General features: G+C 31.3%; 13 protein-coding genes. 2 read left to right on the top strand and 11 right to left on the bottom strand.

The window, feature by feature from the left end:
• Window positions 1-31: 31 nt before the first annotated feature.
• The 9 genes from JIN86_RS20360 to JIN86_RS20320 all read right to left on the bottom strand — a co-directional run bounded on the left by JIN86_RS20360 (window position 32) and on the right by JIN86_RS20320 (window position 15,605).
• Window positions 32-640, bottom strand: a complete 609-nt coding sequence (locus tag JIN86_RS20360; RefSeq protein WP_237497374.1) for a response regulator — start codon at window positions 638-640, stop codon at window positions 32-34.
• On the bottom strand, window positions 627-2,756 hold the full coding sequence (locus JIN86_RS20355; protein WP_202342729.1) for a sensor histidine kinase: 2,130 nt from the start codon (window positions 2,754-2,756) through the stop codon (window positions 627-629). The genes JIN86_RS20360 and JIN86_RS20355 overlap by 14 nt, the downstream gene beginning before the upstream one ends.
• A 10-nt stretch (window positions 2,757-2,766) precedes the next feature.
• Entirely contained in the window at window positions 2,767-3,729 is a 963-nt protein-coding gene (locus JIN86_RS20350) for a polyprenyl synthetase family protein (protein ID WP_202342728.1), read from the bottom strand.
• The gene (locus JIN86_RS20345; protein WP_202342727.1) at window positions 3,720-3,884 is read right to left on the bottom strand and encodes a hypothetical protein; all 165 of its coding nucleotides are present in this window, start codon (window positions 3,882-3,884) and stop codon (window positions 3,720-3,722) included. Before JIN86_RS20345 ends, JIN86_RS20350 begins: the two co-directional genes overlap by 10 nt.
• A gap of 143 nt (window positions 3,885-4,027) precedes the next feature.
• Window positions 4,028-6,190: a peptidase domain-containing ABC transporter gene (locus tag JIN86_RS20340; protein ID WP_054548914.1), complete on the bottom strand. Its 2,163-nt coding sequence runs from the start codon at window positions 6,188-6,190 to the stop codon at window positions 4,028-4,030.
• Window positions 6,191-9,310, bottom strand: coding sequence for a type 2 lanthipeptide synthetase LanM (lanM, locus tag JIN86_RS20335; protein WP_202342726.1), 3,120 nt, complete (start codon window positions 9,308-9,310; stop codon window positions 6,191-6,193).
• 105 nt (window positions 9,311-9,415) lie between these two features.
• Entirely contained in the window at window positions 9,416-9,598 is a 183-nt protein-coding gene (slmA, locus tag JIN86_RS20330) for a salivaricin M family lantibiotic (protein ID WP_004233864.1), read from the bottom strand.
• A 712-nt stretch (window positions 9,599-10,310) separates the two neighbouring features.
• Entirely contained in the window at window positions 10,311-14,669 is a 4,359-nt protein-coding gene (locus JIN86_RS20325) for an S-layer homology domain-containing protein (protein ID WP_202342725.1), read from the bottom strand.
• Window positions 14,670-14,978: 309 nt separating this feature from the next.
• On the bottom strand, window positions 14,979-15,605 hold the full coding sequence (locus tag JIN86_RS20320) for a nitroreductase family protein (RefSeq protein WP_004233869.1): 627 nt from the start codon (window positions 15,603-15,605) through the stop codon (window positions 14,979-14,981).
• Window positions 15,606-15,730: 125 nt separating this feature from the next.
• Between JIN86_RS20320 and JIN86_RS20315 the strand changes: the two genes are divergently transcribed.
• A complete protein-coding gene (locus JIN86_RS20315; RefSeq protein WP_004233871.1) occupies window positions 15,731-16,087 on the top strand; it encodes a winged helix-turn-helix transcriptional regulator in 357 nt (118 codons plus the stop codon).
• 354 nt (window positions 16,088-16,441) lie between these two features.
• On the opposite strand, the gene JIN86_RS20310 is transcribed toward JIN86_RS20315, so the two are convergent.
• Window positions 16,442-18,010 carry a sensor domain-containing diguanylate cyclase gene (locus JIN86_RS20310; protein WP_202342724.1) on the bottom strand — a complete coding sequence of 523 codons (1,569 nt, stop codon included), beginning with the start codon at window positions 18,008-18,010 and terminating at the stop codon, window positions 16,442-16,444.
• Between the two features lie 504 nt (window positions 18,011-18,514).
• Here JIN86_RS20310 and JIN86_RS20305 point away from each other — a divergent pair.
• On the top strand, window positions 18,515-19,699 hold the full coding sequence (locus JIN86_RS20305) for a CaiB/BaiF CoA transferase family protein (RefSeq protein ID WP_004233875.1): 1,185 nt from the start codon (window positions 18,515-18,517) through the stop codon (window positions 19,697-19,699).
• Between the two features lie 39 nt (window positions 19,700-19,738).
• Here the strand turns inward: JIN86_RS20305 and JIN86_RS20300 are convergent, their stop codons facing one another.
• Window positions 19,739-21,184 carry a hypothetical protein gene (locus JIN86_RS20300; RefSeq protein ID WP_225340601.1) on the bottom strand — a complete coding sequence of 482 codons (1,446 nt, stop codon included), beginning with the start codon at window positions 21,182-21,184 and terminating at the stop codon, window positions 19,739-19,741.
• Window positions 21,185-21,222: the final 38 nt, after the last annotated feature.

The following is a 21,222-nucleotide window of genomic DNA, read 5'->3' as shown; positions in this document are numbered from 1 at the left end:
GGATATTAAGTTTTATAATAATTTCTCTTTATTAATGTACATCAAGTAATCCCTTCTTTATAGCTTTAACTACAGCACCAACTCTAGAACCCGCATCCATTTTTCTAATTATAGAAGATACATGATACTCAACTGTTCTTTTTCCTATTCTCATATCTTCACTAATTTCACTATTCGTTTTGTCAGCTGCTATGTGTTTTAATACTTCGCATTCCTTTGGTGTAAGTGATTCACACAAAAGATCAACTTCATATTTTGGAAATATTTTATAACCTATATAAACTTGCTTAATTGTGGATATTAATTCCTCATTTGATTTTTCTTTTGTGATATAAGCACTTGCTCCAGCATTGTAGGCTGCTTCAATATATTCTTCATAATTATATCCAGATAAAATAATTATAGAAATTTGAGGAATACAATTGGTGATGCTCTTTGTTAATTCTAGACCATTATAAGAATTCAATCTAATATCCATCAGAATTATATCTGGTTTTAGTAATTTTATATCCTTTATAATAGAATTAGGATTAGAAATAGTATGTACCACCTGTATTTCAGGGTCTTTGTTTAAAACGTTTTTCAAGCTTTCTAATAATAATATATGGTCATCTACAAGAACAATCTTAATATTTTTCAAGGTTATCACTCCATTTAATAGGTACGGTGATTGTTATTGTTGTTCCAATATCTAATGTTGAATATATATCAAATATTCCTTGTAATTGATTTACTTTCTTCTTTACTGTCATCAATCCCATATTATTCTGAGTATATAAATTAGTGCTGTCAGGTGGATTGAATCCTTTTCCATTATCTATTATCTTTATGATTAAATTATTATTATCTACTTCTACATATACATTAATTTCAGTGGCAGATGCGTGCTTGATTGCGTTATTTATAAGCTCTTTAATTATTCTAAAAACATGAATTGACAAGGAATTGGGAATAATTTTTTGTGATGTATTGTAATTTAAATTTACTAAAATATCATGGTTTGTACTTGTTTTTTTTACGAGAGATTTTAAACTAATCTCTAAACCTAAATCCTCAACTAATACTGGATGTAAATTATTACACATTTCTCGAATTTCATTAATATAGTACAATAAGTACCTTTCAAATTCCTGGACATCAACAGTATTCGGGAGTGCTTGTACTTTTTTCAATAATAATATTAAATTTTGTAAAATATCATCGTGTAAAAAAACAGATAAATTTTTTCTCTCAGTTTCTAATTCATTTAATAAGTAAGAATTAAAATAATCTATTAATGAATTTGAATGTTGGGTTGATTTAAATTCATTCTCTACTTTTTGCAATCGCTGTACATTTATAAAAAGATCTAATACCTCACTTTGAATTTTTTTTAATAAGGCTATTTCTTCTTTATCCATAGCCGTTAAATTTCTTTTTTGCCCTACTATTATTGTTGCAAATATTTCTCCTCCCCTAAGTATAGGAAATATATTGTAAGGAGTTTTCTTCACAAACTCAACATTGTTAGTAATATCCTCTAGTATAGGTTTGATTGCTCCATTTGCTATTTCCTTATCATCAAATAAGCCTGAATCATATAGTATTAGCGGTTCATTCTTCCCCCAGACTATACACGCTCCATTAACATCTACCATTTTATGTATCAGTTTCACAATATGTTCAGCACATGTTTGAAGAAATTTTTTGCTATTAATTTCTTGTAAAATACGTTGCTTTTCTTCTTGAATTTGAGAAAATTTATTTTGCAGATTACGAGATTTAATAGGATCAATAATTTTACCAAAGATGCCATACAATAAAAAAGCTAATATTAATAATAGATTTTGATAAGTAATTTGCTTAAAGTTCAAAGAAGTTATACATAATAAAATATTTATAATGGTAAAAATCAATAATAAACCCAATAAATTATACTTGTAAGTATTCAAACTTTTATTAAAATCAAGTACTTCCTGCTTTATCAATAGATAGGCTAAAGTTAAAGGTAAAAGTATAATACTAATAATGCTGTAACTGAAAGGAATAGTAGATAAGTTGAAGAGACTACCTGGTATAATACTTAATAAAAGGATGGGACTAAATGCTACAATAAGGCTTCCTAATAAAATAATTAATTGGTTATGAATCCACTTATTGTTGGATTTCCATAATTTAATTAGCAAATATAAACAGATGTATATTGAAAAGACTAATTGTATAACTAATGCTGTTTTTATAAAAAGCATTAATAATAGGCTTACTTTTCCTAAGATAAATAGAGAAATATAATACAATATATTTATTACTATCCCATAACCCAAAAGGAAATATTTAGTTTTCTTTATAAAAATCCGTTCACTATAGTAAGGAAAATATTCAAAAAAAAGTATTAAAAAATATGGTATTAAACTAATCGATAGTAATTCAATTTCACTGGCCATAGATAAGTTTAAGCTTGAAGGCTTTGAGAATGTAATGGATGTTCCTATTACACTCATTAAATAGAAAAAATTACGAATAATAATTGATGTTGGTCTTTGAGTATACGCATATATTCCAGTCAGGAAATAAACAGCACTAATAAAATAAGTTGAATAATAATAAATAATTACCTCTAAAAGATTTAAAAATTTAGATAAATCAGGAGATACATAGAATAATTCAAAATTATATGTTATTTCATTTATTTTTTGATAAAAATAAGTAGAATCATAAAATAAATAAAGGCTAAAACCCCAAATAAATACTAAAATTAGTATAGCTACTCTAAACATTACATATCTCCTAATCAATAAGTTTGATAATCTTATCTATCTCTATGCTACTATTAGGATAATGTTTAAGTAATAAATCTTTTGCTTTATTTATATATAACTTAGACAAAATTAAACAATAATCTATTGCTCCTGTTTTACTAATATATGTTTTAAGTTCATTAAATGAATGAGAATTATCATTGTTTTCATCCATAACATATAACTGTTTAATGAGATAATTATTATCGTTCTGCTGACTATATTCAAGGGCCTTTATTAATGGAAGTGTAGCTTTTTTATTTTTAAGATCACTTTTAATATTTGAAAAAACATCTTGAACATCATTTCTAATTTGACCTGCATACCCTATATACATTGATATCTCCTTTAATACAGAGTTTTTTTCAACATTATAATTATTTAATTCAAATATCAATTTTATAAGAGAGTTTGATTTCTGCTGAATTAATTGAAAATATAATTTTTCAGAAGTTCCAGGCTTATCAACATTAAAATATATATCATCCCATTGCCCATTACTTGCATTTATTAAATTTGCATTAATAATTGAAAGTATTTTATTCGGATTTCTTTTAGTATTTTTCACCAATAAATTTAATGATTCAATTAGCAATGCATTTGATAGTAGTACCGCCTGAGCCTTTGTAAAATAGCTAAGTGTCTCTTTATTGAAATCATCATCTATAAGATCATCTATAAGGTCTGTAGATAAAATAAGCAATTCAAATGCAGCAGCTTGTCCAACTCTTTTTAAATAAGGAATCTTTTTATCGAGTAATGATGATACATAGAAATAAAACTCGCTCCAAGTAAAATGGGAATTTGAAGTATTAAATATTTTACCTTCTAAAGACAATAATTTTAGAACAATTTTTTTCATTTCTATATGTAGATTACTTGTTTTAAAATACTCTTCTATAAAAAGTTGAATTTCTGTTTGTATTTCTAATTCACGACTATTTATAACCATTGTTCCGATCTAATTTCCAACTTACCTTCAAAATGTTCTAACAGTAGCGCAAACGTTTTATCATCTAGCATGTTCTTAGCAACCTCTAATTCCTTTACTTCTATATCCTCTCTCTCGTTAAACAATTGTATTACGTTCCATAATGCTGTTTGCATAATTTTCATTCCCCTTTAATTCAAATATTATATATGTATATAATAGCATTTAATGTAATTTTAATCCATCGATAAATGTAATAATTACCCTTATTTTAAAATAAAAACCTTCTAATATGTTTTATTAGAAGGTTTTTATTAATTCACTGTATTATTACTTCCCCGTTATTTTTAATCTCATTATTTGAATATAATGCATAGTATTGCCCTTTGTGTTTTAATAACTCTTCATGCGTACCTTGTTCAATTACTTTTCCGTCTTCTAATACAAATATAATATCAGAGTTAATGATAGTCGATAGACGGTGTGCAATAACAATTTGCGTAGCACCAATTTTTTTAAATGCATCAGATACAAGTTTTTCATTTATATTATCAAGAAAGCTTGTTGCTTCATCTAATAGTATGATCCTTGGTTTATTTACCAATGCTCTTGCAAGTGCTATCCGTTGTCTCTGACCACCCGACAAATTTAATCCCATCTCTGATATGATTGTGTGATATTTCATAGGCATAGCTTCAATCTCATCATGAATATTTGCTATTTTACATGCATCTTCTACTTCTTCTAAAGTTATATCTAATCTATTCATCACAATATTTTCAAGTATACTACTGTTAAATAGTGTTATATCCTGTGGTACAATTCCTATTTGTCGTCGTACAAATTTTTTATCCATCTTATCTAAGGGTAAATTGTTATAAAATATTTCACCTTCTGTCGGGGAATATAAGCCGACTAATAGTTTTGACAATGTACTCTTTCCAGAACCTGATTTGCCGACAATCGCTATTTTCGAGCCTGGGTTTATATTAATATTAATTCCTTCTAATATCTTACTAGAATTTTTTGTATAAGAAAAAGATACATTTTTAAGTTCTATGCTCCCATCAAGCTTCTTTTTTTCGCCACCATTTATTTCAAAGTCGCTAGAAAGAATATCTGCTATCCTGGAAAAATATACGCCACTATTTATAAAGCTTGTAAAGGTGTCTAAAACAGTTGAAGAAAGTCCAAAAAATATAGTACTTAATGAATAAATCGAGATAATCATCCCAAGTGAAATATCACCTACAGATGCAAAGTAAATGGAAATAAAAAGTATAGTCAAAGGAGATATGAATTTTAGTAACTCTAATATACTATTTATTTTATTAGAGTAATTTCCATTTTGGATATACTTATCCATAAATTTCGAATAAACTGTTTTCCAATTTTTAAATATATCATTTTCAATAGCACTCATTTTTACACCTAGTATTGCATAAACGGTTTCTAATTGAATATTTTGTACTTCGTTTTGAGTAGACACTAATGATTTACTATTGTCTTGAATATTTTGCTTCGTTAGAAACACGATTAAAATATTTAATGCAAATAATAGACTTGAAATAATACCCAGTTCAAATTTAAGATAAAAAATATAAGTAAGTATAAATATTGATATACCAGATTCTAATAAACCATTTATAAATTGATTTGCGAAGATTTCTCTTATTTGAGGTATACTATTTAACGAATAGATAGTGTTCCCACTGCTTCTAACTGAAAAATACTTATAGGGAAGCTTTAATAAATGACCTACCACATTATAATTTAATGTCTTATCCAATTGGGCTCTCAGTTGGAGAGTGAACTTTAATTTAGTATAGTTCACCCCAAAATATAAAATAGAAATTAAAATTAATAATATAGATATTTGCAATATACTTATAGTTTGCTTATTTACTATAACTTGATCAATAATCTTTTGAATCCCAATCGGTAATGCAATTGTAAATGTATAAAGTATTAATGAAATTATAATACTTCTAATATAATGCCATTTATTATAGAAAATTATTTTTTTTAACTCTTTAAAAGGGCTAGTATTTTTTTTACTTGTTTTAAATTCTTCACTAGGTTTTGGAACAAGTACATAGTTAGAAAAATGTTCAGAAAATTCTTCAATACTATATTTTAATCTACCTATTTTAGGATCAACAATCACTACTTTATTATTTTTTTCTCCTTCATAAATGACAAAATGATTATTATCCCACAAAATTATTGAAGGTGCATCAAGTATAAATATTTTTTCAGCAGGTATTTTATAGGCTTTAGTTGTAAAATTATATTTCTCTAATAATTCATTCAATTGAGTAAAAGTACTACCATCTCTTCCTACTTCAAGATCTTTTCTAAGTTCTTGTATGGTAATTTCCAAATTATAATAATTCTGAATCATACATACACAACATATACCACATTCTGTTTTTTGATATTGTTCGATGAAAGGCACTTTGCGTTTTGATTTAAATCCCATTTATCTCACTTCACCTATGTTAGGATCTTCTAATAAGAATATTTTAGTGATATCAATCGTACCAACTATATTAAGCATAGACAGAATAACACCTGATGTTCCTGTCATTAATCCCCAATCCTCAATCTCCATAGATATATCCTTTTTCAAATCATTATATTTATATACAACTTCAGAAATTAAGTTTTGTGAAGAGTTTACTAGACCTGTATTACCACAAATTTCACCAGCATACTTTAATATAATGAGGCTGCCTAAATCTCCATGACAGAGACTTTTGTCGTATCTAAAGCCACACAATTTTAGTTGTTCTATTAAAATATCAATCTCAGCTTTTATCTTCTCATCACTATAATTATTATTTAATAAGTATAATTTAGTTAACAAAATCCCTCCTATACCATTACACCAAGAGAAGTAGTGACTGTTGTCTCGAATTATCCATTTATTTCGAGATTCATTAATTAAGTATGCTCTTTCGTAGTTTAAGCTTTTCTTTATTAAATCTAGTTTTCTTATATCAGGATATTTTTTATAATATCGCACCAATTGCGTAATTATTCCAGAACTTCCATGAGCATATCCACTGTCATTGTTTTCATTCCATTTCACCATGTTCTCATTAACATAAATTGCACTTTTCTCGATTCTAGTATAAGTGGTCTGAATTATTCTATTTAAACACTGATCAATATACGGATTTTCATTTGTTAAATTATCTTTTAGTGTAAGCAGCACACCGAGAATACCAGCTAATCCTCCTATGATATCTAAATTGTTTAGTTGTTTAATATATTTTTCAGATTCCTCTAATTTCTTTATTAATGTCTTTATTAATCTATCGTTATTAGGTAAAATATTTGATTTCCAAGCTATAAATAGACTATAGAATGATCCATACAATCCTGAGAAAGCACCCAAATCTACTTCCTCTACATTACAAGTTTCTAAAAACTCTAAAACATAATTAACACTTTCAACGATGGCAATTTTATATTTTTCTTCATTTGAAATTTTATACAGCTCTATTAATGTTATAATAATACCTGAATTACCATTATATAAGTCAATTTCTAAAGGTAGATTCTCATATAACTCATTTCCATATCCTTTCAAACCAATCCAACTCATAGATTCTTTAGAGCTATTTCGAATTCCCCTTTCAAGCATCGAATTTGTCAGATCAATTGCAATATTTAAGTTCTCAGTCCTTGTTCTAGGTTGAATACCTTCATCAAAAACCGTGTTTGTTCCATCTGGTATGTCTGTTTTTAATCCACAGCCAATAAAGCATTGATTAATAATAGATATTTGTCTTTTTAAATCAATTTCATTAAAAGTATTAATTCTTTCTTCAATACTCTCTAAAATACTCTTACCTTCTTCTCTCAGAACAATATTACCTTTCATATCAGAAATATATATTTCATCATTTTTAATTTGATACATTGGTATATCATCATTCAACATTTCTAATATTTCAGTTTTTGTAACTTCAATATCTTTTTCATTATTATGAAAATCTATGGTTGTAAAAATTCTATGGAAATAAATATATCTATCTATTTTATTACTTAATAAATCTGGATGATAACTGGTTTCTAGTAGTTGAGTATAATTGTTCGTCCCTCTGTAAATATATCTGGAATATTTATGTGCAAATAAACTTTCTATTTTCTCATAGTATTTATCTTTATTTTCTTCTATCCATCTGTATATCTTAATAAAACCTTCTTTTATCTCAGAAATATAATTCTCTGCAGATAAATACCTACCTCCAGATTTAGGGCTACTATTCAATTTATCTATTTCTTTATAAACATTTTTTATGTGAATACGATCTGTATTTCTTTCTTCTAAAGCTTGTGTTCTATAAGGCGATTTTTGTACCTTACCAGAATTCATTGCTCCTACTTCCATAATTAAATTTTCTTTTTTATTAATCATTGTAGTAGGCAACACTGATATACTTGCAACAGAATTACCGATAATACTCAGTATATTTTCATAACTACTTATTTCCTCTTCATTAATTTCTACAGTTTTATGTAGAAGGGTTTCCAAATCTACCAAAACTGGATTTTCCCCAAATGCTATGATATTTTCAATGTGAAAATCCCTAGAATTTAAACTATATAGTATAGCTAAGAGCTCCCCCATTTTAAAATAAAAATTTGAAATTTCTTCAGGGTTATCACATTCTTTATTATTTATAAATTCCATAAAGCCATAATTATTATTGCTATATACATTAGCTGCATATGGCTTTTTAAAGCCAGATATTCTATTGTCCAGCCAGTCTATTAAATCTTTATAGCCTTTTTCAATTTCTAAAGATCTAGGTTTATACATTAAATTGAAATTATTTTCAAATATTAGTTTAGCAACCGACTTATTTCCATTGTGAGTATCTCCATGACTAAATTCGATGTTCTCTAATTTAATATCTTTATTTATTTCCATTTGCATAAAAAGAGAGTTCTTTTCATCATTTAGATTTTTTAAGATTTCTTTTAAATATTTAGTTGTATTTTCTAAATAATTATCTAAAATACGTATTAATTCTGGATATTTATTGTATATTTTAGCAAGAAAATTATTATCTAATAATAATTCTTTAACAAAATAAGTGTATCTCTCTTCAGAATCTTTACCTAATAAAATATTCTCTTGTCTTGCTAGATTAATCTCTAATACGATAACTCTAAATGATCTATTAACCAAACTCTGCAACATTTGACAATAAATTAAATCAAATGCCCTCTCACTATCTTTAAACAGCTTAGAGTTAATAATATTTTTTATTGTGTCATCATATTTTAATAATAATGGTCTAAAAAAACCAATCCACTTAAAATCATGAAAATATTTATCCATTATATTGTTAAAGATTATCTCATTATCATTCTTTATATTAAAAGCCATAATTTTATTTATAAATTCTTTTTGATATGTATCTTCTATTTCTCTATCCTTCAAATAATTTTCAATATTATTATTGTATACTCGCAAAAAAAGTTTCTCTAAATCATCATCTTCTTTGAATTCAGGAAAAAAATCTTTCCAAAATAAAAGTATTTCTTTTTCGTCTTCGGTAATATTTAAATTCAGTTGTTGCATGCCTACAACTCCTTTTTAAAATTTAAGTTAGAAGAGTTTTTTGTTGGTTATAAGAAAAACTCAGAAGGATTAAAATCCTTCTGAGCATTTCCTTCAAAGTAAATATTAATTACAAGGAATATTATTACTAGTACATTCGTATGAAGCTGTAAAATAGCCTCCACATTTTTTCGCTAATGTTAATTGAATAGCAGTAAGAATACCAGCACCTGATTTTCCATCTAAATCTTGTGCTTGGATTTCATATTGAAGACTATTAATTGATTTTTCATTTTTATTCTTTTTCATTTTAAATCTCCCCTAGTTCTTTAAATTTTGCTACATATGCATGCATCATTTCCTTGGCCAATTAAAATATTACAGGAATCTATCCTAAAAAAAATCCGTATTTGCCGCAATAATTTTTGCGTTATATAGTAATTCACCTTATTTCTTTTGTTAATATTTAGCTTTGGAGCTTCTTTTGAATTGTACAGAGGGATGTCCCCTATGGAGAAAGATTAAGACTTCTAAATGATTACTATAAGAAGCTTCCCGATAAGGTGTAAACTTTCCAACTTCACAAAAGCTATCATTATAATTAAAAATATTCTCAAATAAAAGCCAAACTGCGATAGATTGTAGTTTGGCTTATGAATTATTCATGTTATTTATTTTTTGCATATTACTAAAGGCTTCTACTACTAAATTAAGCTGTTCTTTAATGAAACAGGGTCATTAAAGTAGGAGGTAGTACTACTTAAAGAAGTAACCTTATTATTTTCCGCTGAAGGCAATTTATTCCATAATGTACTTTCTTTAGGGAATTCAAGCGCCCTATCTTCTATAAAAAATAAAATCTCCTGCACAGTCTGGCAATCGTCCAATTGAAAATGAAACTCACCATACTTTTGAATCAAGGGCCTCCTTTTGAACCAAGGCTGGCACATTTAAATTCCACCTTCATTGTTCTAAAAATAAAAAACCAAGTGATCATTTAATAATCACTTGGTTTCTATTTTTACTGTATTGAAGGATCTTTGTATCCAACCTTTGCATAGAACTTATGGAAATTACCATACTTGTCTTCTAATACAATTGTCACCCAGTCTCCATTGAAGAATTTGGCTGAATGTGTTAGTTCTTTTGTAACACGAGCAACATTAGTAGCAACTGTTCCTGTTCCCTTTGCTAAAGAACTGTCTGTACCATGTACAACCGCTTGAATCACTTGTGAAGGTGTTCTATCAGCAATAACTGTTTCATTTGTTCCTGCAGTATCGGATAAATAATAGTACTTCAGTGATTCGCCATTTTCATAGAATTGTTGAGCAGAACCTAGTAAATCAAATGTCGCTTGAACTTTTCTATCGTCACCCGATGTATTCAAGTAGCCGAGTTTAATTTCCATAAACTTCGCATCCAGTGTTCTATATAGGTATTGTGCCTTATTAACGAACTTATGGCCTTCATAGCCTTGAATCACAAAATCTCGAGTACTCTCTTTCATTGTAACTGTTATTGTTTGATTTGCGTCATTAGATGTTTTCGATTTAATAATGAGCTTACTAGCTTTCGTTGTATCTGTTCCAGTAGTATAAGTAACAGGGGCATACTTAGCTGTCACATCAGTCTCATTACCATTGGAATCTTTTGTCGTGATCGTCATAATATCTGCTAAATTAACATCAACTGTATCACCTGTACTTACAAGTTTAGATTTACCATTTTCATCACGCATAATTGTTTCACTAAAAGTAATGGTAAATGTATCATCGCTGTTACGATAAATAAGACCTGGATAATATTTGTTGTCCAATGGGGAAGCCATGCCAATGCTTGGTGGTGTACCATCAGAGTAGAAATCTTGTTTCATTAATCCTGTTGAAGTTCTATCGTGATCATTATATGGAACATTAGCTTTATAAATTGTAAAGTTCCCAGGTGTATCCTCAGCTCCAACATAAACCATATATTCAGTATGTGGCTTTAAAGTAATCCCTCTCGCATCAATCGTCCCAGACAGACCTTTTCCAATCTTTTCAACAGATGGACTACTTTTAAGTTTTGTTTCTAAATATTTTTCATCTGCTGGAGCAGTTAAATTAGCATCAGGATTATCAATCAATATACCATCCTTATCTTTAATTCTTTTTTCCACAAACCAGTAATGAACTTTTGCTGTTTCATTTGTCTCAAAGCTAATAGTTGCTTTTGTATCATCATTCTCTTTTGGCTTAATCTCTAAATTACGAATTAAAGGTGCCTTAGTATCTTCGAATACAGTCTTAGGACCTGCGATTTTAGAAAGTTCTCCTCCACGATCTCTTAGTACCATGTAAATAGAATAGCTATTAAACGGATCGAGTTTATTTTGTTCCACAGATACAGGGAATTTTTGCGTAGCTGTTTCTAAATCTGCCGTACCTGAACCACGTTGAATATATATATCTTTTCCACCAATTTGGAAATATCCTGATTTACTAGTGTCACCTGCAAATTCATTTATAAAATCTCTTTCAGTAATTTTATGATCTGTTAAATATTGTTGGAAAGTCTTCGTCTCACCATTATCTACTACTGTATTAGGTAGGATCATATAGTAATACGTTCCCGCTTTATTAGGCTCAAATTCGATTTCAGCTCTACGGAAACCATCAGATTCATCCGCTTTATTCACTGGATCTTTTATTGTTATCTTTGGTTCCACAGTGTCTTCATGTTTATACTCAGCATAGTTACGAACCGGGTCACCTGGCTTCACTGTGCCAGTATTTTCAAACGCATTATCCGCTAAATCTTTAACACCTGGTAATACTGTTACACGCAACGTATCACCATTAACAAACCCCGTATCAGATGGTATTGTTAATAAAACTTTTTTATCTCCTGCTTTATACTCTACAGCTGATGGTTTGATTCCTTTTTCTCCAGTTACGTTAACAATAACTGTACCCGTTAATAAATAATTGTTAATATCGTTAGCACTTTCTGGATCTAATGCTTCACTAACAGTAAGTTCAAACTGATTATTGCTTTTCCTTACTAACTTTCCTTGTTCTACATATGGATGAACACTATCAAGCGCACCAGTTTTAAAATCTTTTACTGCAGGAGGGTCTATCGAGAAGTTACCTGAATTATCTTTCATCACAACATAAAGCTGATATTCTGTTTCTGCATCTAATCCCGTTAGAATGCCTTTTATGCCAAGTTCACTAGCTTTTGCTTCGCCTTTTCCTGTTGGGTTAGCAACGATGTCAGCCGTTGTTGGATCAGCAGCTGTTGTTTTCTTACGTACATAGTAGTAATAGTCTCCTGGTTCACTGGCTGTAAAAGTAAATTCAGCACGTGTTCCTCCATGTAATGGCGTAACTTGGAGGGATTTCACTACTGGTGGTGAAGCATCTTTCATTTGGAACTCTTGAGAAACTATGTCCGATGCATTTTTCGAGCCATCCACAACCATGATGTAGATAACATATTCCTTTTTCTCACCTAAATTAGAAACCTTAATTGAGTTTGTTCCTTTGATGGCTGCCGCAGTTCCATGTGCTACGTTCTTATTTGAGAGACGGTTAACCATTTCGCTTTTATTTGGTGCCTCTGCGCCCTTTTCACGCACAATATAATAGTACGTACCGACTTCATCAGAAGTGAAATCTGCTTGAATTTCGCTACCATTTAGTACTTTTACATTTGTAATACTAATGATTGGTTTTGTTTTATCATCAGGATTTTGATTCTCATTTTCCTCTTTATCAATTGGTTTGCCATCTGGATCAGTAATATTGCCTATATTATCTTTATCATCGAGGAAATCGTCGAAGATATTATTTGGTGATCCATCCTTAGGTAAGATGACCTTATCAATATACGTATAATCTCCAATATCAATTTTGCCATATGAATTATCAACAAATAATGTGCCAATTCGTCCATCAATATACAGCTCTAGATCTGTGTAGCTATTGTAATTGATCCAATCGATATTTCCTGAACCATAAATTGTAAGTTTTGTTTCTGTATTTAAATTTAACGTACCAATATCGCCTTGAATTTCAAACTCACGCACATTTCCAATGATGTCTACACGTGGTAGTTTTGTATTTGTTTCAATTTTTGTACCTGTTTGAGATACTACTAGTCGAGAAACACTACTGTTATAAAATTCTAGGTACTTCTCAACGTTTTTCATTTCCTCTTTTTCTTTAGACCAGTTAACAAATGGCTTATCATTTTCAGTATTTGGTTTTGTCCAATTTTGAAGATCGTTCGAATTGTTAGTTGACGAATCATCGCCTTTATTGTTATCTGGGTTTGACCAATTAATAAATGAAATATTGTTACTTGCCACACGACCAAGAGCTAATGGTTGATTGTAAGTAGCCCCTAAATGCAGTGGTGGGCGAACGGTTTCGTTGACAAACATTGTCCCTGTCAGCGTCATATTCGAGAATTCGATATAATTACCATTTACTACAATCGTTGCGCCAAAAGAACCGTAATTTCCATCAAAATCTAAAGAACGTGTGCTTGTTCCACTTGCATTAAGGGTTAATTTTGAAATGGAGCGAATTCCCTTACTCGATAAATCACCCTCAATGACAGCACCTTTTAACACAGGAGCATTATATTCGTTAAAAATATGAGCAAGGCTTTCTGGAATTGTATAAGATTGACCATTTATATAAACAGCATCATCATCCACATTTGTGATTTTGTAAGATGTTTCATTACTTTTCTTCTCTTGTGAACCCACTACAAACGAAGCAAACTGTCCGCGAGTAACAGGATCAAATGGAGAAAATGTAACGGGAGTTGTGCCCTTTGTAATATTCAAATCGATTAAAGTTTGAATATAGATGGCATTGTTTGTTTTGCTATTCACATCTTTGAAAATATTATTGTACGTAGGGGATACCTCTAGATGGAATCCAACTACAACCATTTTGGCTAGTTCCCCTCTAGTCAACACTTCATTCGGCATAAACATGCCATTTGAATAGCCCGACATAATACCTGCATTTTGCAAGGCCGCTACGTATTTATAATATTGATTGCCCTTTGGAACATCCTTATAGTAAGGATCTTGGATATTTTTTGTATCCAATTTTAACGCCGTTGCCAGCATTTTCGCTGCCTCTCCACGAGTTACACTGACATCAGGACGGAAAGTATTATCCGCAAAACCGCTCATTACGCCCTGAGAATATAGTTTTAATATTTCATTATAATTATCCGAGTATTGGTTAATATCCGTAAAGGGAGAAGTAGCCGCTGCTGCTTTTGGTGGAGGTACTACAACAGCAATCCCACTTGAAGCAAATACGGTTGCAATCAAGGCTTTATTTACTTTTTGGATTTTAGATTTATCCATTCCACTCTTCCTTTCGCTTATGTATTTTGATACGTACAAATATCATTTTGCTCATATCCTTTATATCGACCAAAGGCTAGCTAACCTTCATAGATAAATCTAAAATAGTAGGGTAAATTTCTTCTAGAGTTAGAGACTAAAATACGATTTCTTTACTATGCGAGTTCATAAGCTTTCCATCACTCAATATTTAAAAATTCATAGTTTGCAATACATAAAAAAGAAGCCATTTAAAAATAGTTTCGTAATTGGCTTCTCTCTATTAGCTATTAATTTTGAACTTTTAAAAGTTTGGTTAGTTTAATAACACTAAATTATTTCATTTTTATAAATTACCTTGTTTACATCATGCCTAACAGTTTTATGACCTGCTTTTATACCTTTACCAATAGCAATCAGCATAACATCAAGATACCTATCAGAAATATTTAAGATCTCTTTCAATTTCTTAGAATCGTAGCCTGACATCGTAATTGTGTCAAAACCAGCTTCATTCGCTAACAAAACCAAGGACATTGAGGCAAGACTTACATCTCTAGTTAATTCTAACTTTAGATCTTCTTTTGTCTTACCTTCATAATAATTTATTGCAGCATTCGCAAGATAGTCTCTTAATGATTCATCAAAATAACCTGCCTGGTACCCCTCCTCATGAATTTTAATAATATTACCTTTGTTAAATGCCTGATAGTCGCCCAACATGACGATTAACGTTGAAGCTTCTACTATTTGCTGTTGATTAAAAGCTATAGGTAGTAATAAATTTCTTAATTTCGCATCCTCGATTATTAAGTATCGTGTTGCTTGAATATTATTTCCGTTAGGCGACTTACTTGCACTTTCAACTAAGGCAGTCAATGTTTCTGAACTAATTTTATAATTTGAATCATAATGTCTAACTGAACGTCTTTTTTCTAAAGTATCTTTTACACTCATTATGAACAACTCCTAAGTTTTTATTGTATTGCGCCTCTAATTATAGTAAGCAATAATAAATAAGAAAATAACGCACAAAAAAGTGGTATAGCCACTTTTTTGTGCCTATTTAGGAGAGGAAGCCCATGGTGAACTATAATACAGGAATCAATATTTTTATGGATATTGCAGGTGGCAAATGGAAATGTTTAATACTATTTTTCTTGAGTCAACAATCAGTAAGGACGAAAGAGTTTTATGAATTAATACCCGGAATTACGCAAAAAGTTCTAACCGATCAATTGAAACAGTTAGAAAGAGACGGACTTGTTCGAAGAGAAATATTTAAAGAAGTACCACCAAAAGTAGAATATAGTTTAACAGATTTAGGAGAGTCATTTATACCCGTTTTAAATACAATGTGTACATGGGGAAATGATTATGCACGTTTAAAGGGAATTGCCAAGGAGCAACAAATTTGTTGTCATCAAAAAGAAAGCTAAGTTTTCCTTAAAGGCTCCTTGTACTAATCACCTTTCTATAATTCGTATCAAAACTACAGCTTGTTACTCTGTTAGAATATTCCACAAAATGCTAAAAAGCCAAGGAGCATCGGTGCTCGCTTGGCTTTTGACGATATATAGGCATACATCTAGTCGTACTTGGGGTGTCATAAGGGAAAGGGGGATAACCTTACGTCTTGTCAAGTCGATCAAGAGATGTGGCCCGAGTTACATATCATTTGAACATAATTTAAAAGTCATGTGGCTGATGACTTATATACAGCTTGCCCAAATGATGTTTGCATTAATCATTACCCCAAAAATTTGGGTTGTAAGCTCTTTTGTTGTATTTTTTTATTCCTTTTTTAATACTCCAACTTTTACCTGATTTCGCCCTTCTTGTTTCGCAAGGTAAAGTGCGTCATCAGCCGCTTCAATTAGCGCTTCAGTTGTATTTGCCATTACAGGGTAGGATGCTATTCCTGCGGATAATGTTATTGGTCTACCACAAGGACTGACCGTATCGGCCAAAGTTTTTCGTAGTTGTTCTGCGACTAGTTTGGCTTCCTCTACCGTCGTGTTCGGTAGAAGCATGATAAATTCCTCGCCACCGTACCGGCAACATACATCGCCTTCCCTAGCTACTGACTCCATTTGTCTAGCCAAAAATTGTAAAACTTTATCACCTACTGCATGTCCATATGTATCATTCACACTTTTAAAGTGGTCTAAATCTAGCAAAATAATGACATGTGGTACCTTACTTGCTAACCATTCAGCAAGCATTGAATCCATTGTACGTCGGTTCGTAATTCCCGTCAGTGGATCAACAGTAGATTGATCCTTGAAAAAGGAGACCTGTCCATGTAGAAACGATAAACTTCGAACCAATGCATTCTTCAATGAATAGGCTTCAAAGTACCATCCACTAACAGATTTTAAACCTTCTACATTTTTCTTATCTAAACTTTCTTCTGTTAATGATGCTAGTTGTTGTAAGGGATTCGCAATACGTGCTGCAGCCCAAAGTACAATGATAATCGAAACAAACATAAGAGGGACAGATTTTATAATGACCTCTTGTACACGATCAAATGAAGGGGCTAATGCTACCTCTAAAGGTTTTTGCGCAACAACTCCCCACCCTGTCGATGCCACTGCACTATAGCCTGCTAACATTTTCACTCCTTTTGTATTCTCAACTAGTTGGGCACCATCCTTGCCAGATGTAACAGCTTGAACAACTTTATTTTTCGTTACAATGTCATTAATACGACTTGGATCTTGATGATAGATAACTCGTCCATCTGAATCAACTACATATACGTAAGAACCATCCTTACTATAATGTTCTCCCAACAAGGTTTTAAAGGCATTAGGTTCCTTTAAATAAATAGTGCCAGCAATCATTCCTAGATATTCATTGGACTCCGAGAAAATAGGATGTGATATAAAAATGATGAGCCGCCCTGTCATCGCCTCATATGGCTTAGAAATAATGGGTGTCTTTTTGGCTAATGCCTCTTTAGCGCCAATGGATGTTAAAATCTCTCCTTTAATTTCTATAGAGGGCGGAGAGACAGATAAAACAAGTCCCTTTGCATTTGTTATAACCACCGAATTGAACATTTGATTTTGCAATCTCAAACGCTCTGTTTCCTGATTCAATACTTGTTCATCATCCATTTTCGTTCTGACCTGCTCCGCACTATATCCTAAGATTTGAAAAGCTTCATGTAGATAGGAATCAGCAGTTGATGCTAATTTTTGAGCATAAACTCTATTCGTTTCTAGCGCATTTTCCTTAATGGAATCAATGTTCATCCTATAGCCGCCCCAAACACTACCTATGCTTGTTAAAAAGAATGCTGCCATTGCTACGCCCATTATAAGATGCTTTAACTTTAATCGGTGCGATTTCATTTTTCCCCTCCTATTTATGATTTTTTATATGTATATTTTGAGATTCTTAAACAATTAGTGCCTATTATAAGCAAAGACTCCTATAGGTAAAAGTAACATGTATTAATTGTGTAAGAAGAATCCAACACACCTCTAGGATTGTATCAATAAACGAGATCGTATCATATAGAATCTAGCAAACAAAATTGCAACATTTTAGTTACTTAGATTAAAAATTCCAACAGCTGACGCTAATTATCTGAAATTTGATAAAAAATCTAAATTCTAAATTTTTTTACTTTTATTGTTATTCTGACATATAAAAGTTGAAGCGTTTATTTTATAATAAAAATTAGCATAGGCAAGTTAAGATTCAATCTGTTATAATACTCATTAAAATACAATAAACTGTAATAATACAGTATATAGAATACGCTTTTCACACAATGGGGATTATGAGAAAAGCGCTACTCGCCATCATCATACAGATGGTTGTGTAGCCTACACAAAAAGGGGTTGGAAGATTTGGGTATTTTAAAGGGGTTAAAAATTCTCGATTTTTCTGCATTACTACCAGGACCAATGGCGACAATGATATTTGCTGATTTAGGAGCAGATGTTATCCACGTTGAATCTTCAAAGCGGGTTGATTTAACGCGAATTATGCCTCCCTATGACGAGGATCATGAGGCATATATCCATCAACATTTAAATCGATCAAAAAAGTCTATAACGCTAAATTTAAAATCACCAGAAGCTATCGACATTGTTAAATCACTTGTACAGGAATATGACGTTATTATCGAAGGGTTTCGACCTGGTGTAATGCATCGACTTGGCATCGGCTATGAAGCGCTTAAAGAAATAAATCCTAAGGTTATTTATTGTGCGATAACTGGCTACGGACAAACAGGGCCATATAGTAATCGTCCAGGACATGATAATAACTATCTATCATTAGCAGGCTTACTCGACTATTCACGCCATAAGGATAAAAAACCTGTTTCCATGGGCGTCCAACTAGCTGACATAGCTGGAGGGACAATGCATGCAGCAATAGGCGTACTGGCTGCTGCCCTCCATCGTGAAAAAACAGGAGAAGGACAGTTCATCGATATTAGTATGACAGATGCTGTCTTTTCACTTAATGCTATGTATGGTGCAGCATTTATTGGAGGTGGACGTGTCCCACAGCCAGAGCAAGAAATTTTAAATGGAGGCAGTTACTATGATTTTTACAAAACAAAGGATGGGCGTTTTTTTTCTGTCGGTAGTTTAGAGCCTCAATTTCGCAAATTACTCTGTGAAGCACTCGATATTCCTGAGTTGATCGATAATACCTTCAATGACTCCTACTACACGCAAATTCGTTTTAAAGAGGCTGTTCACGACGCCTTCTTGTCCAAAACATATGAGGAATGGCTTGAAGTGTTTAACGAGGATTTCGAAGGTTGTGTAGAGCCAGTTCTAACATTTCCAGAAGCATGTGAGCATCCACAGCTAAAGGCACGAGAAATGATTGTGACTATTCCCAAAAGCGATGGCACTATGCAAAAACAAATTGCCTCTCCGTTTAAATTTGATGGTACGCAGCCTGAATACAAGCATGTTGGTGCTAAATTAGGCGAGCATAATGAGGAAGTTTTACTATCTCTAGGCTTTGATGCTGAACAAATTGAGGCTTTGAAGGAAAAAGGCGTTTTAGAGTAAAAAAAGGTGTCTAATACATCACAGTATTAGACACCTTTTTTATACATATGCACTAATAAACATACGCAGGTTTTCAAAATGATCATCTATTAGTAGATATTTTTTGTAAATCTCCATTAACTTTTCAAAAAGTTCGTACTGCTCAGTTACAAACAAAACTCTTAAAATATTTAACATATGCAGGGATGCACTTTGTGCGACAACATAGTATGGTGCATTTGGTTGACGATAATTGCGTCGCCACTCTTCCACAGACAAACCAATATGTTGTAGAGAGTTATTCACATGAAGTGCTATATCCTGTTGAACATATGCCTCAATTGCAATAAGTTGTTCACTACTAAAATTTTTGTGTACTAATGAAGAATTGATTTTTTTATTCGATGCTAAAACATGCTCTTTTAATAAAAGTAAGCCATCCTCATAACGTGCCATTTTTACATAGTGCTCTAGTAGAATGGCATATAAATTTTCTAAATAATTTAGCTGATAATTTTTAATAATGGCAGGTGGTGTTGGTTTACGATTTGGTAATAGCTCTTTATACTCCAGTAATATTTCAATGGCATAATTATTTATTCGCTCATCCTCTAATAAATATTCACCATAATATATAACCTTTTCACTCTGCTGTTCTCTATTTGCTATATGAAATAAAATATAGGCAATTAACACTTTTTCCTTCTCTGATAGTGCATACATTGAGTAGCGCCATTCAGCTTCAAATGAGGTAATAAGCGCTTTGACACTTTTAAAATCACCTTCTGATAAGCGATAATGAGTAACAATTTGATAAAGACGTAATTGTTTCTTTGCCAAACAGCTAGCATTATGCTTATCCACATGAGTTATACACTTATCCAGTATCGTTTTATAGTTATTCACAAAGTTATCCACATGTTCACAATTTTCTCTCACAGAATGCTCGAAATGTCCCATTATTTCATAAAGAAATGTGAATTGCTCTAAAGGTTTGTGGATAAGCAGTGAATAAACTTTTTTTGTGAAAAGCCAATGCCAAAAAGATGCATGCTCTTTATACATCATATGCACTAAATATTCATCTTGAAATTTATATAAAATAATTGATTGTAGCTCATTAACTGGCATAGCTATTTGCATTCGTTTCCCAAAGACTAACCAAATTAATCGTTCTAAGTCTATTGTATGTTGTGCAAAAAGCTGCTCAAAAAAAGTATCTTTACCTTTTTGTGTATAGAAAAAAGCACTGAGACGTTCATTCACAAATTTTGAATCTAAACCATATTTGTCAAAATATATTTGCATTTCTGTTGATACATGACCCCAATATTTACGTGCTGTGGAAAAGGCAATATTCTTAGCCGTTTCTTCGTTTACTAAAAATAGATTGGGTGAAAGCGAAGTACCAAGTATTTTTGGATCTTCTCGCAGATTTGACTCTGCCTCCAGCCAAGTTGCTAGTATATTTTCAGCACCCTTTTTACTTTTTTGTTTATAAGCCATGAATAATTGCTCATCACAGTCCAACAGCATAAAAATGG

The sequence above is a fragment of the Lysinibacillus sp. HST-98 genome, from assembly GCF_016757845.1.
Lineage (GTDB): Bacteria > Bacillota > Bacilli > Bacillales_A > Planococcaceae > Lysinibacillus > Lysinibacillus capsici.
This window is presented reverse-complemented; position numbering and strand designations above follow the sequence as displayed.